At 64.5% G+C, this 19,984-nt stretch carries 19 protein-coding genes; 14 read left to right on the top strand and 5 right to left on the bottom strand.

Annotated elements, in window-relative coordinates; translation table 11 throughout:
* On the top strand, positions 1-412 hold a 412-nt coding region (locus ACL02S_RS22675; protein ID WP_412804509.1), incomplete at its 5' end, for a transposase.
* A gap of 108 nt (positions 413-520) precedes the next feature.
* Here the strand turns inward: ACL02S_RS22675 and ACL02S_RS22680 are convergent.
* Positions 521-1,984 (bottom strand): hypothetical protein, encoded by a 1,464-nt coding sequence (locus tag ACL02S_RS22680; RefSeq protein WP_412804510.1) that lies wholly within the window; start codon positions 1,982-1,984, stop codon positions 521-523.
* A 170-nt stretch (positions 1,985-2,154) separates the two neighbouring features.
* On the opposite strand from ACL02S_RS22680, the gene ACL02S_RS22685 reads away from it, so the two are divergent.
* Complete coding sequence (locus ACL02S_RS22685) at positions 2,155-2,319, top strand: hypothetical protein (RefSeq protein ID WP_412804511.1); 165 nt, start codon at positions 2,155-2,157, stop codon at positions 2,317-2,319.
* 53 nt (positions 2,320-2,372) lie between these two features.
* Here the strand turns inward: ACL02S_RS22685 and ACL02S_RS22690 are convergent, their stop codons facing one another.
* Complete coding sequence (locus tag ACL02S_RS22690) at positions 2,373-3,290, bottom strand: phosphotransferase (RefSeq protein WP_412804512.1); 918 nt, start codon at positions 3,288-3,290, stop codon at positions 2,373-2,375.
* Positions 3,287-4,621 carry an NsdA family TPR-like regulatory protein gene (locus ACL02S_RS22695; protein ID WP_412804513.1) on the bottom strand — a complete coding sequence of 445 codons (1,335 nt, stop codon included), beginning with the start codon at positions 4,619-4,621 and terminating at the stop codon, positions 3,287-3,289. Before ACL02S_RS22695 ends, ACL02S_RS22690 begins: the two co-directional genes overlap by 4 nt.
* A gap of 331 nt (positions 4,622-4,952) precedes the next feature.
* On the opposite strand from ACL02S_RS22695, the gene ACL02S_RS22700 reads away from it, so the two are divergent.
* The 12 genes from ACL02S_RS22700 (at position 4,953) to ACL02S_RS22755 (ending at position 17,777) form a co-directional block, all read left to right on the top strand.
* Positions 4,953-6,338, top strand: a complete 1,386-nt coding sequence (locus ACL02S_RS22700) for a nucleotide sugar dehydrogenase (protein WP_412804514.1) — start codon at positions 4,953-4,955, stop codon at positions 6,336-6,338.
* Positions 6,335-7,306 carry an NAD-dependent epimerase/dehydratase family protein gene (locus ACL02S_RS22705; protein WP_412804515.1) on the top strand — a complete coding sequence of 324 codons (972 nt, stop codon included), beginning with the start codon at positions 6,335-6,337 and terminating at the stop codon, positions 7,304-7,306. The genes ACL02S_RS22700 and ACL02S_RS22705 overlap by 4 nt, the downstream gene beginning before the upstream one ends.
* A complete protein-coding gene (locus ACL02S_RS22710; RefSeq protein ID WP_412804516.1) occupies positions 7,294-8,043 on the top strand; it encodes a polysaccharide deacetylase family protein in 750 nt (249 codons plus the stop codon). Before ACL02S_RS22705 ends, ACL02S_RS22710 begins: the two co-directional genes overlap by 13 nt.
* Positions 8,040-9,266, top strand: coding sequence for a glycosyltransferase family protein (locus ACL02S_RS22715; RefSeq protein WP_412804517.1), 1,227 nt, complete (start codon positions 8,040-8,042; stop codon positions 9,264-9,266). The genes ACL02S_RS22710 and ACL02S_RS22715 overlap by 4 nt, the downstream gene beginning before the upstream one ends.
* On the top strand, positions 9,263-10,450 hold the full coding sequence (locus ACL02S_RS22720; RefSeq protein WP_412804518.1) for an N-acetylglucosamine-6-phosphate deacetylase: 1,188 nt from the start codon (positions 9,263-9,265) through the stop codon (positions 10,448-10,450). Before ACL02S_RS22715 ends, ACL02S_RS22720 begins: the two co-directional genes overlap by 4 nt.
* Entirely contained in the window at positions 10,447-11,544 is a 1,098-nt protein-coding gene (locus ACL02S_RS22725) for a Gfo/Idh/MocA family protein (RefSeq protein ID WP_412804519.1), read from the top strand. The genes ACL02S_RS22720 and ACL02S_RS22725 overlap by 4 nt, the downstream gene beginning before the upstream one ends.
* Positions 11,541-12,290 (top strand): 5-deoxy-glucuronate isomerase, encoded by a 750-nt coding sequence (locus ACL02S_RS22730; RefSeq protein WP_412804520.1) that lies wholly within the window; start codon positions 11,541-11,543, stop codon positions 12,288-12,290. The genes ACL02S_RS22725 and ACL02S_RS22730 overlap by 4 nt, the downstream gene beginning before the upstream one ends.
* 42 nt (positions 12,291-12,332) lie before the next feature.
* Positions 12,333-13,100 carry an SDR family oxidoreductase gene (locus ACL02S_RS22735; protein WP_412804521.1) on the top strand — a complete coding sequence of 256 codons (768 nt, stop codon included), beginning with the start codon at positions 12,333-12,335 and terminating at the stop codon, positions 13,098-13,100.
* A gap of 61 nt (positions 13,101-13,161) precedes the next feature.
* Positions 13,162-14,289, top strand: a complete 1,128-nt coding sequence (locus ACL02S_RS22740) for a glycosyltransferase (RefSeq protein WP_412804522.1) — start codon at positions 13,162-13,164, stop codon at positions 14,287-14,289.
* Between the two features lie 114 nt (positions 14,290-14,403).
* Positions 14,404-15,447, top strand: a complete 1,044-nt coding sequence (locus ACL02S_RS22745) for a phosphotransferase enzyme family protein (RefSeq protein WP_412804523.1) — start codon at positions 14,404-14,406, stop codon at positions 15,445-15,447.
* Between the two features lie 230 nt (positions 15,448-15,677).
* Positions 15,678-16,319 (top strand): hypothetical protein, encoded by a 642-nt coding sequence (locus ACL02S_RS22750; protein WP_412804524.1) that lies wholly within the window; start codon positions 15,678-15,680, stop codon positions 16,317-16,319.
* 303 nt (positions 16,320-16,622) lie between these two features.
* Positions 16,623-17,777, top strand: coding sequence for a thioesterase domain-containing protein (locus ACL02S_RS22755; protein ID WP_412804525.1), 1,155 nt, complete (start codon positions 16,623-16,625; stop codon positions 17,775-17,777).
* Between the two features lie 209 nt (positions 17,778-17,986).
* On the opposite strand, the gene ACL02S_RS22760 is transcribed toward ACL02S_RS22755, so the two are convergent.
* Entirely contained in the window at positions 17,987-18,568 is a 582-nt protein-coding gene (locus tag ACL02S_RS22760; protein WP_412804526.1) for a hypothetical protein, read from the bottom strand.
* A 917-nt stretch (positions 18,569-19,485) separates the two neighbouring features.
* Complete coding sequence (locus ACL02S_RS22765) at positions 19,486-19,926, bottom strand: DUF6283 family protein (protein ID WP_412804527.1); 441 nt, start codon at positions 19,924-19,926, stop codon at positions 19,486-19,488.
* Positions 19,927-19,984: the final 58 nt, after the last annotated feature.

Below are 19,984 nucleotides of genomic sequence, written 5' to 3' on the forward strand. Positions count from 1 at the left end.
GGAGATGTTCACCGATCACCCTCTTGCCGAGGTCCTGACCTCGATGCCCGGCATCGGAGTCAGGACCGGCACCCGCATCCTGCTCGAAATCGGTGACGGCACCGCCTTCGCCTCGGCCGGGCATCTGGCCTCCTACGCCGGCATCGCCCCCATCACCCACCGATCCGGCAGCTCCATCCGCGGCGAACACCCCGCCCGATCCGGTAACCACAAACTCAAACGAGCCCTGTTCCTGTCCGCATTCGCCGCCCTGCACGACCCGACCAGCCGCGCCTACTACAACCGCAAACGCGCCGAAGGCAAGAAACACAACGCAGCCCTCATCTGCCTGGCCCAACGCCGCTGCGACGTCCTCTACGCCATGCTCCACCACAAACAGCCCTACCGGACACCGGCAACCCCAGCAGCTTGACGAACACCATAGGGACACCCCCTGATCACCGAACTCGTCGAATGCGCACCCTTAACTTTCGGACAAATATTATCCAGCCATAAATTAACGTGCTCGAACTAGAGGGGTTCAGAGGTCCTCGTCGCTCAACGAGTAAACCGGCGAGCCGGATCGGCTGGCCGCGCTACCCGCCCCCAACGAATCCAGCGTGCCACGCCAGTGCGCACGCCATTTTGCCCGGTTCGTGTCATCGGATAGAACGGTGTCGATCTTTACCTTTCCCTTGTCTTTGAGCGGCCACAGAGGGGAATCGCCTACCGCTAGGCAGATGCGGGCGAGGATGGCTCTTCTCACGATGTCTCGTAACCGGTCGACGGCATATCCCACTCGAGCGAGTTCGCTCATCTGATTGGTCTCGTCCGGTACGCACTCCATGGCTTCCAGGTCTTTGCGGATCTGCTTGGTTGTCAGCTCTCCACCGTGCACGATGGTCGATCTGAAGTTGTACAGCCGTTTCAGGTCTTCGAACAGTGTTCGGGCGGGGTCATCTTCATCAGCGAGCAAGGCGGTCACACGGGTGCACAACCGCAACGTCAGACCTTCACCCTCGTTTGCGCCGAGTATCACACCCTCCAACGCAGTCGAGAGTTCCACCACCTGCTCGAAATGGCTCGTCGTATCGTCGAATTTGGCGAACTTCTCGAGCGCTTCGCCGAACGAGCTGAGCCAAATGTCCTGACCGCCCATCCCCTGCTGGACTGAGTCGATCAGATCGGTCAAGGCGGAAAGTGTTTGCTCCTGCGAGCCGGTGAGCCGTGCAGTCCGTCGAACCAGGGGAACGTCGGTGTCTCGGATCAAATGCTCGAGTGAAGCTGGGCGAGCAGAGATCCGGGTGCTCGCTCCCGACACCTGATACATCCCTTGCACATTCGCGCCAGTCAGCAGACAAACGCCGAGCTGGAACCGATCCAGGACGTCCTCCAAAGCTCCATGGTCGTGATAGCCCACACCTGAGACCTGCCTACGCACGATTAGGAGGGCATGTGGAGGACGGCCGGGATTAGGCGCCCGACGTTTCCAGGCATGATCGGCATCAGGGATTTCCTTCATGATTCGATGCCGCAGGTCCCATGAATCGTCGGGAACGATGGTGATGCCGCTGATCTCGATCTCCTGCCCTGCAGTGGGTACAAGGTGTGAGACATGGCGGGCCAAGACCATGTCATAGGGCTGGCCGGATAGAACATCGGCGAACTGGATGATGGCTGCCGTGACTTCGTCGTTGTCTGGATCGTAATTGTCCGCGCGGGAGCATTTCTCTACGCAGAGCTCAAGGAAGCTGAACAACAGCAGCGACACCGTGTATCCGGGGCCAACGAAGTCACTGTCGTCAGGTAGCCCCACGGGCGCAGCAGCCAGTACTTCATCGGAAAGATGGGAGTACTCCGGAAGCTTCTCGATCGTCATCCCGTTGAAGTCGAGGCCGTGTTGTAGGTACCGGTGCGACGTGGACGTCGGAATCGCGTTCTCAGCCCGCAATACCTCGAACGAGGCTGCAATAAACGCCCTTGCAGTCGAATCGAACTCGCTCAAGAGACTCCTCGTTGATCGAAATGAACTGGCACCCGATCATCGTTCCAACCGGCGCGCTCCGTCGCGGCGAAACCACAAGACTGCGCATCATTTTCGCCCAGCTCGACACACTACCGGTCAGCCCAGGAACATTCGCTGAGATATCAGCAACCACGTAAGGACCACCACCCGTGACCGACTACGAAATCCGCATCCCCCCACTGCGTTACAAGTACACCGGTGACCTCGGCGCACTCGGCACCATCACACTACTGTCGATCACACTCCTGATCGCACTCGGATACCTCCTCACCATCACAACCATCGTGATGTGGCTACTCAGCATCACCCCCTGATCGTTGGCGAACGGAGGTACGTGCGAGTAGATCACGACAAGACAGGATGCGGCCTATCTGTATGGTGACCAGCGTGCATCGTCGTTGCGTTGGAAGCTGGTGAAGCGATAACGCCACTGCTCGTACAGAGAAGGATTGGCGGACAGTACAGGAAGAACACTCGTGACCAGCTGAAACTCGCGCAGTCGTCGTAGTGTAGGGAACCCGCTCCACTCAGTCACGTCCACGCCGTACCTTTCGACGACCTGCTGATGGAAGTTCGTGGCGTAGTCCATTCGAAGATGTCCTACCGCGACGGGTGTGAGGTCCCATTCGCGAGGGCCGAGTGCGGCTCCGTCGAAGTCGCAGATGACCGCGCTGGTGCTGCTCGGGATCAGGTTGCCGGTGAAGGCGTCGCCGTGAATCGGTCCGGGGGGCATCATCGGCTCGATGGATGCGAGCCCGTTGGCGAGTTCCTCGACGGTGTCGAGCAGGAACTGGTGGTCGATTGGGCTGAGGACTTGCTCCTCTCGGATTCGCTGTGAGATCGGGTGCAGCGGGTTCCAGTCAGGCAGTGGCACGGCTGGCGGTGGAAGTGCGTGAAGCCGGCGCAGGATCTCGCCGAGCTCGACGCCGTTCGGCGGAGACGTCTCGGCCGGCGCCGGGGTGACGGTGTGCCAGAAGGTGATGGTGTGCTTGCCCAGGCGGAGCGGTTGTGGGAGGTCGGCGACGAGCCGGACTGATGGTAGGTCGTGGTGGGCGAGCCAGCGGGCGACTGCGATGACCTTGGGTACCCGTTGGCGAATGGCGGTCGAGCCCGGGATCCGGACAGTGATTGGTTTGGAGGCGAGGTTGTAGACAGCGTTGTTGGTGAACTTCGCCAGCTGTGCGCCGGTGGCGTCGAGGCCGAGTTCAGCGCAGACCACTTCCAGGACACCCTGTGTCCAGTTCGTTTTCCGGACGGATCTGTCAGAGGTCGCGTGATCGGTCACGTCGCCTCCTGCAGTGTGTTGATGGACTGAGCGAGCTCGGCCAATTCTGCGTCGGTCGGGTGTTGGAGCGCGAGGTCGCGTAGTGGTTTGAGTCGGTGGATGGTGCGCACTGACCGTACTGTAGAGGCTGTGGTGACGGCTTGTCGTCCGGCCTGCTGGCCGAGTTCGGTGGCTCCTATGCGCAGGTATGCGCATCCCAGGGCGGTGGATTCGAAGCATTGGCTGCGGGTCATCTCGGGTCCGCGCATGCTGATTGCTCGCGTGAGGTGGTCGATACCGGCTTGCATATCCGTCGGTGTCGGTGAGGGTTGAGCGGTGAGAGCGACTCCGATCGTGGCGTTGAGGTCAGCGACGCCGAAGAAGCGGATCCAGGCTTGCACGTTGTCGGGGGTGGAGCGGGTGAACTCGTCTTGGGCTCGGCCGAGGGACCGCTGCATCTGCGCACGTTCGTCGAGCAGCGCATATGCCCAGGCCTCGTTGGCGCACAGCATGGCCACGGTGAGCGGACAGCCAGCGTTCTGGGCCTCGAGCTGGCCGAGCTGGAAGAACTTCAGTGCGATGTGATGCATCGTCGGATCGGCGTCTTCGCCGCCGCGGTGTAGGTGTAGGCGGCCAGCGCGGTAGAGCACGTTGGCGGCGAGGGAGTGGTCGCCGACTTTGTGTGCGATCGTGTGGGCGCGTTTGAAGTGTTTGCGTGCGGATCGGTACAGCCCCAGGTCGAAGCTGGTCCAGGCGGCGAGGTTGTGCATGTCGGCTAGTGCCGAGCGCAGCAGACGTTTGATGGTCTCGGTGCCGCGGGAGTTGAGTAATTGCTGTGACCAACGGACCTGGGCTGCGACGGCGTCCCGGCAGGCACCACCTCCGAATTGGTAGTCGAGAGTGCGCATGGCGGAGGTCAGCGATGTGATGCGGTCGATGTCGGTGCGACCGATGCGATCGGGGGCGGGCGCTGTCTCTGCGTCGAGGGGTTGCCACCAGGTGGCGACGGTGTCGTCGTCGGTGCCCATCGTGACGTTGGCTGCGTGGGATAGTAGTTGTTTGACCTCTTCACGCTCGGTTGCGTCTGCGGTGCACGCTGCGGCGGCTTGGTCGAGGCTGTGGCTGAGCGGATCGTCGAATGCCAAACCCATGTAGCCCCGCGGGATGGCGAGCCCGTCGGCGATCCGCACGAGGACGTCCCATGCTTGGATCCGCCTACCCTTTCGGATTACCTCGTAGACCTCGGACTGGTACAAGCCGGTCATCCGTGCGATCTGGCGTTGGCCGATCCCGCTGCGCTGCAGCAGATCGAACACCACATTGAGATCGTGGACGGCCAGTGCCCGGCGCATTTGCGGTGATTCCCAAATCGCCGGTGCGACTTCACTTTGCTGTGGGCTCAACGCGATATCTCCATCCCGATTTGGTGGCCACGTGTTTCGACCACGTTCCCAGGTCTTCGGTCAGATCTCCGGGAATTGGTCAGCGCCAAAAGAATTGACTAGTGCCGCCTGTCATTGAAGTGACGAGCCAGGTAGACCGGTGATTCCACTTACCTGCAACGGGCCATCGGGTGAATCCTCGATGAACAACGAAAGGCTGCAAGACGTTTCGCGAAGCAATCGGTGCGCGCCGATTGCTAGCGGTGACGGTGTGGCCACCGCGTCGGGAAGGCGGCAATCCATGGTCCAGATCGTCTCGTGCACGCAACCAGTCACCCGCGAAGTGAAGGCTGATCGCGAGGAGAGTCTCACCGCGCCCGATTACGGCCCGGTCGGCGGAGGAATAGCTTCACGAGTTGCTGTGCGCCCCATGCGGGTCGTGGTGGTGGGTCAGGGTTACGTCGGGCTGCCACTGGCCCTGCACGCGGCCGATGCCGGACACCATGTCATCGGATTCGACACCGACCGCGCCAAGATCGAGGACCTGAAATCGGGTCGCTCGCCGATCGAGGACATCGCCGACGACCAGTTGCGGTCGGCCCTGCGCGGCGGACGGTACCGGCCGTCATCTCGGCCACGAGATCTGGTCGGCTTCGACATTGCGGTGATCGCTGTACCCACGCCGCTTGCTGGCGGAGCACCTGATCTGTCCTTCGTCCGGGCCGCCGGGCATCTCGCGGGTGTTCACCTGCGCGCGGGTGCGCTCGTGGTACTGGAGTCCACGAGCTATCCGGGCACCACCCAGATCCTGGGCGACGTGCTCGAGTCCGCCTCGGGGTTGAAGCGCGGTGTCGATTTCGGGTTGGGCTTCAGCCCCGAACGCATCGATCCGGGCAATCGGTACTGGACGGTGGCGACGACACCCAAGATCGTCTCCGGCATCGACACAGTCTCGCTGGCCCGTGTCGCGGAGTTCTACAACGGCCTGATCGATCGGGTTGTGTTGGTGGACCGGTGCGAGGAAGCCGAGCTGGCCAAGCTGCTGGAAAACACCTTTCGGGCAGTGAACGTAGCCCTGGTCAACGAGCTGGCCGAGATCGCCCGGCGGGCCGGTGTCGATCTCCGGCGGGCGCTGGCCGCAGCAGCGACCAAGCCGTTCGGGTTCATGGCGTTCGACCCCGGACCTGGCATCGGCGGGCACTGCCTGCCAGTCGACCCGATCTACCTGTCCTGGTGGGCGGAGCAGGCCGGCGGCAACCGGTCCGCTCTGATCGACACGGCCGCTCAGATCAACAACAGCCGACCCGGCCAGGTCGTCGATCGGCTCGCGCACGCCCTGCGCACCCGAGACCGTGACCTGGCCGGGGCACAGATCCTGCTGTTGGGGCTAGCCTACAAGCCGGGCAGCGGGGATATCCGCGAATCCCCGGCCATCGAGGTCGCTCAGTCGCTCACCGCGCACGGCGCCCACGTCGTGGCGTGCGATCCGTTCGTGTCAGCGCGCGCAGCCGCGGACGCGGGGATCGTCTTGGCCGACGACGTGGGCCTTGAGCTGGTCTCCGTGGACGCGGTGGTGGTGATGACCGACCACGACTGCTTCGACTACGAACGGATCGCCACAGAGGCGGCGTTCGTGTTGGACTGCCGCGGGCGCCTGGCCGTGAGCTCGACCGTGGAGCAGCTGTGAAGCCGGGTCTGCGGGTCACGGTGACCGGCGGGGCCGGGTTCATCGGCTCGAATCTGGTGCACCGACTGCTACGGACCCCGGCGATCGGCGCGGTCACCGTCATCGACGACTGCTCGACCGGCACCGTGGAGCGTTTGGGCACCGACCGGTCCGCGATCGATTTCCGCCTCGCCAGCATCCTGAACGCTGATGCGGTCGCCGACGCGGTCGTCGGCGCCGACGCGGTCGTTCATCTCGCCGCGCTCGGGTCGGTACCGCGCTCGATCCAGAACCCGCTGGCCAGCCACCATGCCAATGCCACTGGCACACTGCAGGTCCTGGAAGCCTGCCGCCAGGCCAGTGGTCCGCTGGTGATCGTGGCGTCTTCGTCGTCGGTGTACGGGGCGAATCCCCAGCTGCCGCGCGTGGAGGACTCTGCGACCATGCCGGTGAGTCCGTACGCGGTGACCAAACTGGCATCGGAGGCATACCTGGGCGCTTACCACGCCAGCTTCGGGCTGCCGGTTCTGCCGCTGCGGTTCTTCAACGTCTTCGGACCAGGTCAGCGGGCTGGACACCCCTACGCCGCGGTCATTCCGCGGTTCATCGCCGCCATGTTGGCCGGGGAACCGATCCGGGTGCACGGTGACGGCACTCAGACCCGGGACTGGACCTTCGTGGACACCGTGTGTCAGGTGATCAGCACCGCGATCGTCGACCGGGTGACCAGCCCGTGGCCGGTGAATCTGGCCCTCGGCACCCAGTATTCGGTCCTCGAGGTCGCCAACGAGATCGCGGACCTCCTCGGGTGCGAGTTCACTATCGAACACACCGCGCCCCGCCCCGGCGATGTCGCCCACTCCCATGCCGATCCGACGCGACTGCGTGCGCTGTTTCCCTCCGTCACCACCTGCAGCCTGCGTGAGGGCCTCGCGCGCACCATCGCCTGGCATCACGAGCTGAGCGAGGTGAGCCGATGCACATCCTGATGTATCACCTTGTCGACGACGCGGTGACCGACCCGATGTCAGTGCCCCTGCACCGATTTCGTGACCAGATGACGCTGCTCGCCGAGCACTACACAGTGCTGACCGAGGCCGACCTGCACCAGATACTCGCCTCCGGTATTCAGCCGCCGGACAGGTCGGTGCTGCTCACCTTCGACGACGGCTACACCAACACGATCACCACGGTCCTACCGGTCCTCGAGCAGCACGGGTTGCCCGCGGTAATGGCCGTGTGCGGCGGCTATCTCACTACCGACTTACCACGCCGAACACCGCATGTCGTCGATCAGATGGCGGACCTGGCCGAGGTGCGCCGGTGGCTTGAGACCGGGCGTACTGTCGCCGCCCACAGCTACACCCATCAACGACTCACCACCGCAACCGATCTCGGCCTGTCCTGGCAGGTCCTGGGAGACCGAGAAGCGCTCACCGAGCTGCTCGGCGCTCCACCGGCCACGTTCGTCTACCCCTACGGTGCCTACGACCTGCGGGTGCAGCGGATGGTGGCGCGCGTCTATCCGTTGGCGATGGCGACCGACGAACATCACTGCGTCGACCTCAGCCACCCCTACAGTCTGCCGCGCATCCAGGTCGACCCGAGCTGGAGCCTGACCGCGTTCCAGGCCGCGCTCGACAGCGACACCGACCCGGCGACAGCCCAGCACCGCGCCCGACGCGTCGACACCGCCGCCGACCGAACCTCAGGAGTATCACGATGACCCTGCACCCGCGCACCGTCGCGCTGTACTGGCACAACGGCAGGTCCCTCGGCCACACCTCCGGAGCAGCTAAAGTCGCACAGCACCTGCTGCGTTCACCCGAGGTGTACTCGATCGCCGGGATTACCGGCGCCTACCGCGGCCTGGACCTGCTGCCAGACCAGGTCGATCTCATCAAGATCCCGTCGTTCACCAACGTCGACGACCCGAGCGGATGGAACCTGCGTCCGCGGCTGGCCATCAGCGAAGCGACTCTGCACCAGGCCCGCACCGACCTGATCACGACATTCCTGCGGCACTTCCGGCCCGATGTCCTGATCAGCGATCACATTCCGCGAGGCACCGACGACGAACTGGTGCCCGCGCTGGAAGCGCGGTACCCCACGCACGCGGTGTTGAGCCTGCGTGGGGTGCTGTTCGACCGGGACAAGACCATGCGCAAATATTTCGGTCAGCAGCATCGTGGTCCCTGGGTGCTCGATCACTACTGCCAGTTCAACGTCCACATTCACCCCGAGGTATTCGACCTCGCCGAGTACTACCGGCTCACCGGTGAAGCCGCGCAACGGTTGCACTACACCGGCTATCTCGCCGAACCGGTCTCCTACACCCGCGACCAGGCACGCACGCTACTCGGTATCGACGCTGACGAGCGGCTGGTGGTTGCGGCCATGGGCGGCGGCCAAGGCGCGGGTGGTCTGTGGCAAGCGCTCTCGCGGGCGTTGACCACACGACGTGGCGCGTTCGATCGGGCGCTGTTGGTCACCGGGCCTTATCTCGAACCGTCGGATCTGCGTGCGCTGCAACAGTATTGGGCCGACGATGACATGGTCGAGGTCCGCGAGTACGAGGCGGATCTGAAGCCGTGGATGCGGGCCGCGGATCTGTTCATCGGCGCTGCGGGCGCGAACATGCTCGGCGAAGTGCTCGCGACCGCCGCCAACACGATCGCGATCCCGCGCCAGATCCGTGAGGTCGAGCAGCGGGTCCACTCCCAGCGGCTGCACCAGCTCGGAATCCTGCGCAAAGTCGGTCTCGCCGAGGCGCTGGCCGGGGCCCTTGACGCTGAAGTCGTGCGCGCCCTGCATGATCCGATCATCGCTGACAGCACGCGCTACCTGTGGGACGGCGGCTCCTACGACCGTCACCTGCCCGGCTCCGACATCGGGACGCGGTGCGCCTGTGTGAGCTCGCCACGGCGTGTATCCATGGTGCACGCATGAGGACGCCCGGTTGCCTGATCGTGCGGTCGACCAACCTCGTGCTGTCCGACCCCACGCACACCGCCCGCGGCCAGGTCGCGATCTGTGAAGGGACTGTCGCGGCCGACCCCACCGGTTGCGGCCACCACCCGCGCGTGCTCGAGGTCAACGACGAACTGGTCGGGCCCGGCCTGGTCGACCTGCATCTGCACGGTGCGCGCGGGCACGACTTCACCGAATCCGACCCGGCTGCCTGGCACCACATCCTCGACACCCATCTGCGCGCCGGAACGACCACCGTGCTGGCTACCCTTGCCAGCACGACCGCCGTGGCCACCGCTGCGGCCCTGGCCACGGCGGCTGATCTCCTCGCCGGCGAGGACGCGCCGACCCTGGCCGGTGTGCAGCTGGAAGGCCCCTGCCTGGCCCCCGACCAGCGCGGAGCCCACGACCTCACTCATCTCCGTTCCCCGGCCCAGCTGCTCGCCGAGCTGACTCCGCTGCCGTCCGCCCTGCGGATGGTGACCCTCGCACCCGAACTGCCCGAGTCCGACACGGTGATCTCCTACCTCGTCGACCACGGTGTGCGGGTCTCGGTCGGCCATAGCCAGGCAACCCCGGCCCAGCTCCAGACCGCACGGAACAGGGGAGCGACCCACCTTGCGCACCTGTGGAGCGGCCAATCCGCGCTCACTCGGCCCGGTGTGCACCGGATCCCCGGCCTGCTCGAGGCGTCTCTAGCTTCCGATGAGTTCAGCGCCGAACTCATCGCTGACGGCCATCACCTTCCGGCCGAACTACTGACCATCGCGCTGCGCTGCCTCGGACCGGACCGGCTGTGCCTGGTGTCGGACGCGACAGCTGGGATGGGCCTGCAGCCCGGTCACACGTTCCGCACCGGTGCGGCTACCGGTCGCGTACACGACGGTTACGCCACCACAACCACGGCGAACAGCCTGTGCGGCAGCATCGTCGCGCTATCTGACACGCTGGGGCGGATGCGGGCGCTGACAGGCGCCTCGATCGGTGAGGTCCTGACGATGGCCACCGCGACACCAGCCAAAGTTCTGGGCCGCTACCCGTGGATCGGGACGCTGCTGCCCGGTGCGCGCGCGAACCTCACGATCTGGAATGCCGACCTGACCTTGCGCTCGGTCGTGCTCGACGGCCGGCTCGTCGTCGACGACGCGGGCAGCCCCCGATGAGCACACCTCTGCGAGTCGTATTGATCGGGGCGGGCACTCGCGCCCGGAAGCTCTACCTGCCGTGGTTGAACGGCGCCTTCGGCGCGCGGGCGGCGGCGGAACTGGTCGCCGTGATAGACCTGGATCGGCATGCTCTCGACCACGACAGCCACCGATTTTCAGGCGCCATCGCTGGGCCCGACGACATCGACCTGGTCCTCGTCGACACCGAACCCGACCTGGTTGTCATCGCCACACCGGATGCCGTCCACCGCCACTACGTGGAACGAGCACTGGTCGCGCGGTGCGCAGTGCTGGTCGAGAAACCGCTGGCGACCACCGTCGAGGATGCGTTCGCCCTCGCACACGCCGGACAACAGGCCGGTGTTGCGCTGCTCGTCGCGCACAATCTGCGGTTCACCAACGTCCACACCCAGGTCCACCAGATACTTGCCGACGGCCTGATCGGTACGGTGACCGACGCCGAATTCCACTACCGCCTCAACGTTTCCCATTCGGTCAGCTACTTCCAGCGCTGGCACCGTCGCCGCGTGGCCTCGGGCGGGCTCGAGGTCACCAAGGCCTGCCACCACCTTGATCTGCTCGCCTGGTGGCTGCACGCACACCCGAGCACCGTCACCGCGACCCTGCAACACCGCCACTACCAGCCAGATGACCGAATGTGCCTGCCCGGCACCGATATCCACGACACGATCGCCGCCGACATCACCTACGACACCGGTGTGCACGCGCGCTACACACTCACCACCAACGCTGCTGACGAGGGCTACACCTGCCACCTATTCGGCACCCGGGGTGCCCTCACGATCCACTACGACGCGCACGTCGGCCCACACCTGATCGACCTGCATCCGCACAACGGCCCCGACACCCGCTACCAGATCCCGCGCGAACCGGGCACCCACGCCGGCGCCGACACCGCGATGCTGGCCGCCCTAACCGACGCCCTGACCGACCAGCTCACCACACCATTCGCCACCGCGGCCGACGCGGCGCGCGCTGTCGCCACCGGCGCCACCATGCACACCGCCAGCCTCGCCAACCGCCCCCTGCCCATTCCAAATCCCACGACAACGTTCGGAGCATCGAAATGACCACCGCGCTGGCTCGCACACCCAACGGCCTGACGTTGACCCGACATATCCTCACCGCGGCCGAGGATCTCGCTATCGCGGCACACCCCGACCAGGAGACCGCGCTGATCCTGATCGCCGGCCGAATCACTACCCGAACTTCCGACGACACCCACACCGCCGAGCGCACCGACCCCTTCACCGCGCCAGCCACCGGCTGGTACTTCCCGCCCGCCACCGCGGCATCGGTTACCGCCGGACCAGACGGCGCGGACCTGGTGCAGGTCTACGCTCCGCTCGGCGACAACCGCACCACCGGACCCGCTACCCCCATCACCGCGGTGACACCGGAAACGCGCGGGCACCGAAGCTGGGAACGCGAGGTCACCACGCTACTCGCCCCACCCCGAACCGGTGGATTGCTGCTCGGAGAGACCATCGCCCGCGACGGCCGCTGGTCGACCTACCCACCGCATCGCCACTCGATCAGCGACCCACCCCACGAAACGGCGCTGCAGGAAGCCTTCGCGTTCCGGGTCCGTCCCGCAACCGGCTTCGGTGTGCTGCTCACCTACGACGACACCGTCACCGACGCCTGCGCCACCGTCGTCACCGACACCAGCATCACCACGGTCACCCACGGCTACCACGCGATCGCCGCAGCCGGCGGCCACGACCTCTACTACCTGTGGGCCGCCCACGGCGACACCGATCACCACTTCGCCCTCCACACCGACCCCGACCACGCCTGGCTGCTCAACACCTGAGCACCGTCACCCGACAACCCCATCCCTGAGGAAGGCACACCCATGACCACCACCGAATCGCGGGGCCTGGCCGTCGTCACCGGCGCGAGCGCCGGCATCGGCGCGGCCACCGCACACGCCCTGCACGAAGCCGGCTACACCGTGCTGGCGGCATCACGGCGCCTGAACACCGAGGAACCCGCCGCCACCGGCATCACCCACCACCACCTCGACGTCACCGACGCCGATTCCGTCGCAGCCCTCGCCCAAACCGTCACCGATCACCCCCAACCGCTGACCTTGTTGGTCAACAACGCCGGAATCCCCACTCCCGCAGCCACAATCGCCGACAGCGACATCGCCGACTGGCACGCCACCTACGACACCAACGTCGTCGGCAGCCTCCGGACCAGCCAGGCCCTACTCCCACAACTCATCGACAACCGCGGCCACATCGTGTTCCTCGGTTCCACCGTCGGCCGCGTCGCCTACGAACGAGGCGCTGCCTACGCCGCCAGCAAACACGCCCTCACCGCGATGGTGCAGACCCTGCGCCTGGAGCTCAACGGTGAACCCGTCCGAATCACCGAAGTCGCCCCCGGCATGATGCGCGGCGACGAACGCGGCGGCGAATTCATGCGCGCCCGATTCGGCAACGACCAGACCGCCATCGACGCGGTCTACCAGGGTATCGAGAACCCGCTGGTTCCCGCCGACATCGCCGAGATCATCGTCTGGTGCGCCACACGGCCCCCGCACGTCGACATCGATTTGCTCGAGGTCCGCCCTCTGGCCCAAGCCTCCCAGAACAAGGTCCACCGCACCGCCTGATCACCCCCGGCTGGGCCCAGCCTGAGGCACCGGGCCCAGCCCCTCATCAAGGAGAAACACGATGTCCACCACCCGGATCGTCCTCATCCTGCGGCACTTCACTGTCGGCGGCCTGGAACGGGTGCTGCTCTCACACACCCGCGTCCTGCTCGACGCCGGATACCAGGTCACCGTTTGCGTGCTCGACCCCGGCCGCGACAACGCCCTCGTCGCCGAGCTCCCCACCGCGGTCGAACTCGTCATCGCGCCCCGAAACCGGCTGCACCGCAATCTTTTCCTGGCCGCACTGGTTCGCGACAAGGTCGTGGTGCTCGAATTCGGCGACGGACGTCTCTATCCGTCGATCCGGCCCGCTCTTCGCCGGGCGCGCACCGTCATCCGGTTCTGCCACTCCGACTACTCCCACTTGCGCAGCCGTAGCAAGAACCGGCTCGACCGGGCCCTTTCCCGCGGCGAAGACCACATCGTCGCAGTCGGAGGCAGGTCCACTCGGTTCCTCCTCGACGACGTCAGGATCCCGGCTACCAAGGTCACCACCTTGACCAACGCGATCGAAACCCGCACCGCCGCTGTCGCCCCGCCGGGCGCAGCATGGGCGCAGGACCCCTACATCGTTGCCGTACAGAGCCTCTACCCGCACAAGGGCCACAACAGCCTCCTGCACGCCTTCGCCCGCGCGATCGCCCACACCACGACACCCGCACGCCTGGTCATCATCGGTGACGGAGACCAGACCATCGCGCTTCGCCAACTCGCCGCGACACTCGGCATCGCCGATCGCATCGTCTGGCTCGGCGGGGTCTGGCAGCGTGATCTGGTCGACAGCGTGCTCGCCGGCGCTTCCGGGTTCGTCTCGATGAGCCGTTTCGAAGGAGTGCCGATCTCGGTCCTCGAGGCCCGCCAGCACGGTTTGCCACTGATCCTGACCGACATCCCCGGCCACCGTGACGGCGCGGGTGCCCACGGTCCCGCCGTGTTCGTCGCAATCGACGACAACGCCACGTTCGCCTCCCACATCCGTGAACTGGTCATCGACACCGCCCCCACCACGGTGGCCCGCAACACAGATACAGATATCGACGCACTCACCCTGGAATGGGCCACCTACCGCAACCAGTTTCTGAGCATCATCAACCGGGCCAGCGGGACGAAAATACCTGTTCAAACTCCCTCAATTTCCGTATCCTAATAACTTCGCCTTCATGCGACTCCGCGCCATCGACATCTCGACTCGATCCGCGCCACCAGGTGTAATCTGCCCCGCCCGGCCTGACCATGCCGGGAACCCAACCGTGAGGAAGCCATGCCACCAACCACGTTCTCCGACCTCAGCCACAGCGACCAGCTCAGCGTGCTCGACGGTCTGACCCGCTCAGCCCTGCCGACCCACTACGGCATCGCCGAAACCGCCGAATTGGAGCTTCAGCAGTACGAGGACAACGCCGTCTGGCGAGTCACCCCCGCCGGAAGCGAAACCTCCTACGTCGCGCGCCTGTCCATCCGCGACGGCCGACCAGCCGACCAGCAGCGCAGCGAAATGGCGTGGCTGGAAAGCCTCGCCGCATCAGGGGGCGTCGCCGTTCCCGGTCCCGTGACCACGACCAGCGGCGACCACGTCGTACCAGTCACGGTTCCCGGCCACGACCAGCCGGCCACCCTGGCTCTGCTGCACTGGGTACCCGGCAAAGCCGAGCCGTCCTACCAACAGCCCGGGGTCGCCGAACAGATGGGCGCCGCCACCGCACACCTGCACCGCAACGCCGCCACCATCGACCTCCCCGACTTCGACCGGCCGACATGGGATTACGAAACGATTCTGCTGAAGGGAGCCGCTCTGACCGATCCCGATGCCACCGTGCACCTCGGAGACCACGGCCGGGAAACCTTGCGCACCGTCGCCGACCGAGTTACCCGAGCACTCGCTGGAACACATCCCTCGGAGCACACACGTATCCACGGTGATCTGCACCGCGAAAACATGATCGCCCTGCCGACCGGCGGCGTCGGAGTCATCGACTTCGACGACTGCGGTTGGGGAAACCCCATCCTCGACATCGCGACCGTGCTCTCCTCAATCCACCGGATCGCCCACACCATCCCAGACGCGTACGAGAAGTTCGCGAAGGACTTCCTCACCGGCTATGCCGAGGTCTTCGCTCTGCCCGACAATCTCGACGACCTGCTCGAGCCGTATCTGATCCTGCGCGACTGCTTCGTACTGAACTTCGTCAGTGGGGCCCTGACCAACGCATCCGTAGCAGAGTGGGGACACGACCGGATCGACGGCATCCTCGCCAACATGGACGCCTACTTGGCTGGCCAGCCCTATCCCGGCGGAATCAACTGATCGTCACCACACCCGCCAGCAGTTCAGGCGCTGAACTGCTCCGGTGATCCTCGGCGTGCCCACCCCGCTCGACACACACGACCACGGCCGCGATCGGTGACCTTCCCCGACCACCGATGACCGGCCGCCATCACCGGGCAGCCGACGGCGCAACCCCGGAACAACCCCCGGTAACCTTCGGATACATGTCCCCGACAAATCGCGTGTCACCGATATCCGTGGTCGCGTTGATGTCCATCAGTGCAGCCGTCGCACTCGGCGGCTGCCACCCCGACACCTCCACTGCACCAGGGGCTGCTACACAGCGCGAACCGAACACCGACGTCACCAGCCCACCCACAACCACACCGGTAGAGCGACCAGTGTTCGTGACCGAAGTCGATTCCGTCGCCGCACTACCGATGCCGCCGCTCCCATCCATCGGCACGACAACAGCGACGCTGACCATCACAGGCGGATGGACCGCGGACATCGCACTGTCCACCGAAGAAGTGACCTGCCAGACAAGCGTACCCGCGGGGGACACTTGGGAGTATCGCGCTAAAAGCACCGACGGCCTGTGGTTCGGAGTACAACTGCGAAAGAACCCGGTCACCGGCACCCGCCATCCCTACTACACGGACTTCGGGTTCCTTTTCGACGACGAGAGAACCAACTCCCATCGCATCGAAATCAACCCCGATAATGATTCCTGGTCGAAAACAGATTTCGCGGTCGAGGTATCAGAAGACAAGTCGTCATTGGTGTTCACCGGCCGCGGGACAGTGATCCCGAAAGAGTACGACGATCCACACGACCGCATCTCGGTTGTAGCGGTCAGTGGGAGCTTCTCATGCACAGAACTGACCTCCCTGATAAAAACCGGACGGTGAACATGCAGGTCACGCACGAATCCGATTCGGGCTCCGAACTTATCGACAGCGATCAACGGCAGCGGTACGCAAGGACGGTGTGTTTCCACAGGTCGCGCTCTGGCTCAACGCTGACCTGGGCTCGGTTCGAGAACCGGATCCCGGCACCGGAAGACCCCCAGTCGCCCCTACATCGACTTGATCGGTGAAAGCTGTCGCACACACACGCTCTCATCATGGACAAACGGCGGCAAGCTCAACGCCTATCACCCGACTTGAACACCTAATGAGATGCCCCACCTAGGTTGTGGAAGAGTAGCGCAGATGCGTGATATCAAGGCGAAGTACAGCGTTGGCGCTGCGGTCACAGATCCGGCTATGGCCCAGAGAGAACCAGCTGACGAGTACGAACAGTCGGCCGTAGAGCTGCTCGCCGAATACGCTGGGCTGCGCACAATCGGGGTGGACGACGATTTCTTCGCAGCAGGCGGGACCTCGATCGGAGCTATGCGTGTGGTGATGGCGTTATCGCGCCGGTGGGGAGTACAGGTGCAACTGGACGCATTTATCAGCGCACCCACCGGGGCCAGGCTCGCCGCGCTCATACGCGCCGGCGAGGTCAACCAAACGTTCGACCCGCTCGTGCCGCTCAACCTTGGTGGCGGCAAACCACCGTTGTTCTTGGTGCACCCCATAGGCGGAAACGTGTTGTGCTATCTGGCCCTGGCACGGCATCTGAATTCGGACCGCCCGATATACGGATTGCAGGCGGCGGGTGCCGACACCGGCAGTACGCCGGAGACAACCATGGCGGCACTCGCCGAGTCGTATCTGCAAGCGCTGCGCAGGGTGCATCCGACCGGGCCGTATCATCTGGCCGGCTGGTCATTCGGTGGCTATGTCGCGTTGGAGATCGCGCGCCAGTTGCCCGAGCACGAGGTGTCCAGTGTGACACTGCTGGACACCATGGCGCTGCGTAACCACGCGCGCACGGTGATCGAGGAGGAACCGCTAATCCGGTCGTTCTTTTCCGAATTGCTGTGGTCCACGCGCGGAAGCCATTCCGCCCCGGTCGAATTCGAGCCCGACGTACACGGGTCCGAAGAGTTGCTCGCGGCAATGCTCGACGAGGCGGTGCGCGTGGGCATTCTGCCCGCGGACAGTCCACCCCAGACGATGAAACGGCTCTACGAGACGTTTCACGCCAATTACTCAGCAATGCTGAACTACCAGCTCGAGCCCTACGAGCGTGATATAACGCTGCTGCGCGCGACCGAGGAACTGCCATCGGGCATCGACCTGGTACATCAAACCATCAGCGCCATGTCCGACAAGGCGGACAATGGCTGGCAGCAGTACGCAGCCCGCGAATTCACGGTGATCGAGGTACCCGGCGACAACCTGAACATGCTGTCCGAGCCGAACGTCGGCGAGGTGGCCCAACGGTTGGATGAAGTGATGTCCGCACTCGAAACATGAGACTCGGCCAGAGCGGCGAAAAGGCCGCGCACTACCGCGACCGATAATTCCAGCCTGGGCGAGGGGTAGTGCGCGGCACGCATCGCGCATAGTGGTTAACTGTCTTCCAACTGGCGGTCCCAAAGATAGACGGTCTCGACGATTGTGAACGGCTTGCCTGAGGATCCCTTGATGTGAACGGACACGTTGCGCTCCTCCCCAGTCTCAGGTTAGCTCCGCTGGACCATCTCCCACAGTTGGCGGGCCTCGGTGACGTACCGCTCGATGTTCTCCTCGTCGAGCCAGTCGATGCCGAACCAGTCGATGATGTTGACGGTGCTGACGGTGCTGACGGTGCTGACGGGGCGGTCGTGGTCTGTGTTCTGGTCGTGGCGTGGAAGATGGGTCCGCCCGCCGCTCACCCGTGCACTGTAATCCCATGCATAGGTGAATTGATCGTCGGGGATGTAGGTCACCGGGTTACGGTGGTCGTCGACTGTACGGTCGATCAACAGATCGTGGCCCGCATCCCCGGGCTCGAGGACTCGGCCGACGACAGCCTGCTTCATGCCACCGCCGCGTATCGGGACGTCTTCGATGTGATCGATCTCGACAACCGCGATGATGGTTCCGTCCACGGAGAACGTCGCATACCGTTCCTTCGTCACCCGCGGGTCAAGATTCCACACACCGCGGTTGTTGTCGTAGGTATCCCGAGCAGACTGGCCAGGCTCCCATCCGACCCAGGATCGTCCCCATGCGCTGTCGTCTTCGATCTGACGGCGTGGCCCGAGCTTCAAGTTGAGCGCCATCACCAAATCCTTCCCTGTAACCTAACCCAAATCCCCGCACTCGCAGGGCATATGAGCATCACACCATATCGGTGCACCGCCGGGATGTTCAGCGGCCGACCATGTGCCTCGGTGCTGCCACCGCCGAAACATGTACCAGCGCCCATCCTCGCAGCGCTTGACGTCCTCCGTTGATCCTCGTGGACTGTTTGTGTGCCCAGTCGCGGCGGGTATCGGCCACCCGTGCGTGCGCTTTCGCTACCCGCAGGCGGGCCTTGGCCCGATTCTTCGAAACATTTTGCGGGACATAGCATCCGATGGATATGGCAGCCCGCTGGTGTGGGCGGTCCGGCGGGCACGCAGGGCGTCGTTGTACACCGCCCGCGCGCAACTTCATGGATCACTGATCACTTGCCGACCTCCGGGTTCGACACACTGCGAGGTCAAACATCCGGTCTCGCCCGCGTGGGGACAGTTTCTCGCATGGTCGTCAGCGCGATGAACACGGTATCGGCACCGATCTACTCAAGGATCGGAACTGCCGGTATGGGCACTTTCGCCAGGCGTGCGGTGAGCTGGGTGAATGCGTCCCTGGTGCCTTCGAGGGCTTCGTGTTCGCCGTCGGTGAGCTGGAGTTGCTCGCGCGTCTGCTGATTGTCGTCCTCGGCGGCGAGCAGTTAGCCGCAGCTGGAGTCTTTCGGGACGTAGAACGGGCAAGGCGCCCAGAAGCCGTTCGGGTTCCGTCACGGTGACGTTGACACCGAAGGAAGTACCTGCTGGCAACCTTCTTGGACCGTTTGCTCGCAACGCGATTACGTCAGGCGCGTAGGTCATTCACCGTCCGCGCGGTGACTGCGCTGCCTGTTCTTGGATGGGGAGGCAACCGGAGACATCGACCCACCACCGACTCGGTCACCGTGAGCATCCGCGTAAAAGTCTTAGACCATGTCCGGGTCGCTGGTTTCGGTTACAGCGGGGGTGCTCTTTGGTGTCCGCGCCGCTTTCTTAGTGACCATTTCCGTGTACGACGCATGCAGCGGGGGCCAGTTGTGGCCCGGCCTCAACACGGAGGGGTCTATCCGCCCCTCGATGACTGCCCTACGTATCCCGAAGTGGTCCCACCCCGCGACGGCCAGCCATCCCGCGCACGCAGCTTCGTCACCCTCTGGTGACTTATGGCAAGCGAACATCGGTGCCGTGTCCGACACCTCGCGACCAGGGCCACCAACGGTGCGGGTCAATGCTTCGAATGCCTCCAGCGGGAACTGGCCCGGTGTGACATCCCGACGCCAGGGGCATTCGACACATGGGTATCTGCGGTGCGGAATCCTGTTCATATCAGAATGGTCGGCGGCTGCATCGGATGCGTTGTCGCTCATGATGTTCGGATTCCTTTCGGGTTGGCGCGCTACCGAAGCGGTAGCAGATGGAGGTAGC

This window comes from Nocardia spongicola (assembly GCF_047200775.1).
Classification (GTDB): domain Bacteria; phylum Actinomycetota; class Actinomycetes; order Mycobacteriales; family Mycobacteriaceae; genus Nocardia.

What these genes read in the sequence shown, in the direction of transcription:
- ACL02S_RS22750 (WP_412804524.1), top strand. Translation starts at nt 15,678, where the DNA reads ATGTCCATCAGTGCAGCCGTCGCACTCGGCGGCTGCCACCCCGACACC.
- ACL02S_RS22760 (WP_412804526.1), bottom strand. Translation starts at nt 18,568, where the DNA reads ATGGCGCTCAACTTGAAGCTCGGGCCACGCCGTCAGATCGAAGACGAC.
- ACL02S_RS22745 (WP_412804523.1), top strand. Translation starts at nt 14,404, where the DNA reads ATGCCACCAACCACGTTCTCCGACCTCAGCCACAGCGACCAGCTCAGC.
- ACL02S_RS22700 (WP_412804514.1), top strand. Translation starts at nt 4,953, where the DNA reads ATGGTCCAGATCGTCTCGTGCACGCAACCAGTCACCCGCGAAGTGAAG.
- ACL02S_RS22740 (WP_412804522.1), top strand. Translation starts at nt 13,162, where the DNA reads ATGTCCACCACCCGGATCGTCCTCATCCTGCGGCACTTCACTGTCGGC.
- ACL02S_RS22715 (WP_412804517.1), top strand. Translation starts at nt 8,040, where the DNA reads ATGACCCTGCACCCGCGCACCGTCGCGCTGTACTGGCACAACGGCAGG.
- ACL02S_RS22765 (WP_412804527.1), bottom strand. Translation starts at nt 19,926, where the DNA reads ATGAGCGACAACGCATCCGATGCAGCCGCCGACCATTCTGATATGAAC.
- ACL02S_RS22730 (WP_412804520.1), top strand. Translation starts at nt 11,541, where the DNA reads ATGACCACCGCGCTGGCTCGCACACCCAACGGCCTGACGTTGACCCGA.
- ACL02S_RS22720 (WP_412804518.1), top strand. Translation starts at nt 9,263, where the DNA reads ATGAGGACGCCCGGTTGCCTGATCGTGCGGTCGACCAACCTCGTGCTG.
- ACL02S_RS22755 (WP_412804525.1), top strand. Translation starts at nt 16,623, where the DNA reads ATGCGTGATATCAAGGCGAAGTACAGCGTTGGCGCTGCGGTCACAGAT.
- ACL02S_RS22735 (WP_412804521.1), top strand. Translation starts at nt 12,333, where the DNA reads ATGACCACCACCGAATCGCGGGGCCTGGCCGTCGTCACCGGCGCGAGC.
- ACL02S_RS22710 (WP_412804516.1), top strand. Translation starts at nt 7,294, where the DNA reads ATGCACATCCTGATGTATCACCTTGTCGACGACGCGGTGACCGACCCG.
- ACL02S_RS22695 (WP_412804513.1), bottom strand. Translation starts at nt 4,621, where the DNA reads ATGCGCCGGGCACTGGCCGTCCACGATCTCAATGTGGTGTTCGATCTG.
- ACL02S_RS22725 (WP_412804519.1), top strand. Translation starts at nt 10,447, where the DNA reads ATGAGCACACCTCTGCGAGTCGTATTGATCGGGGCGGGCACTCGCGCC.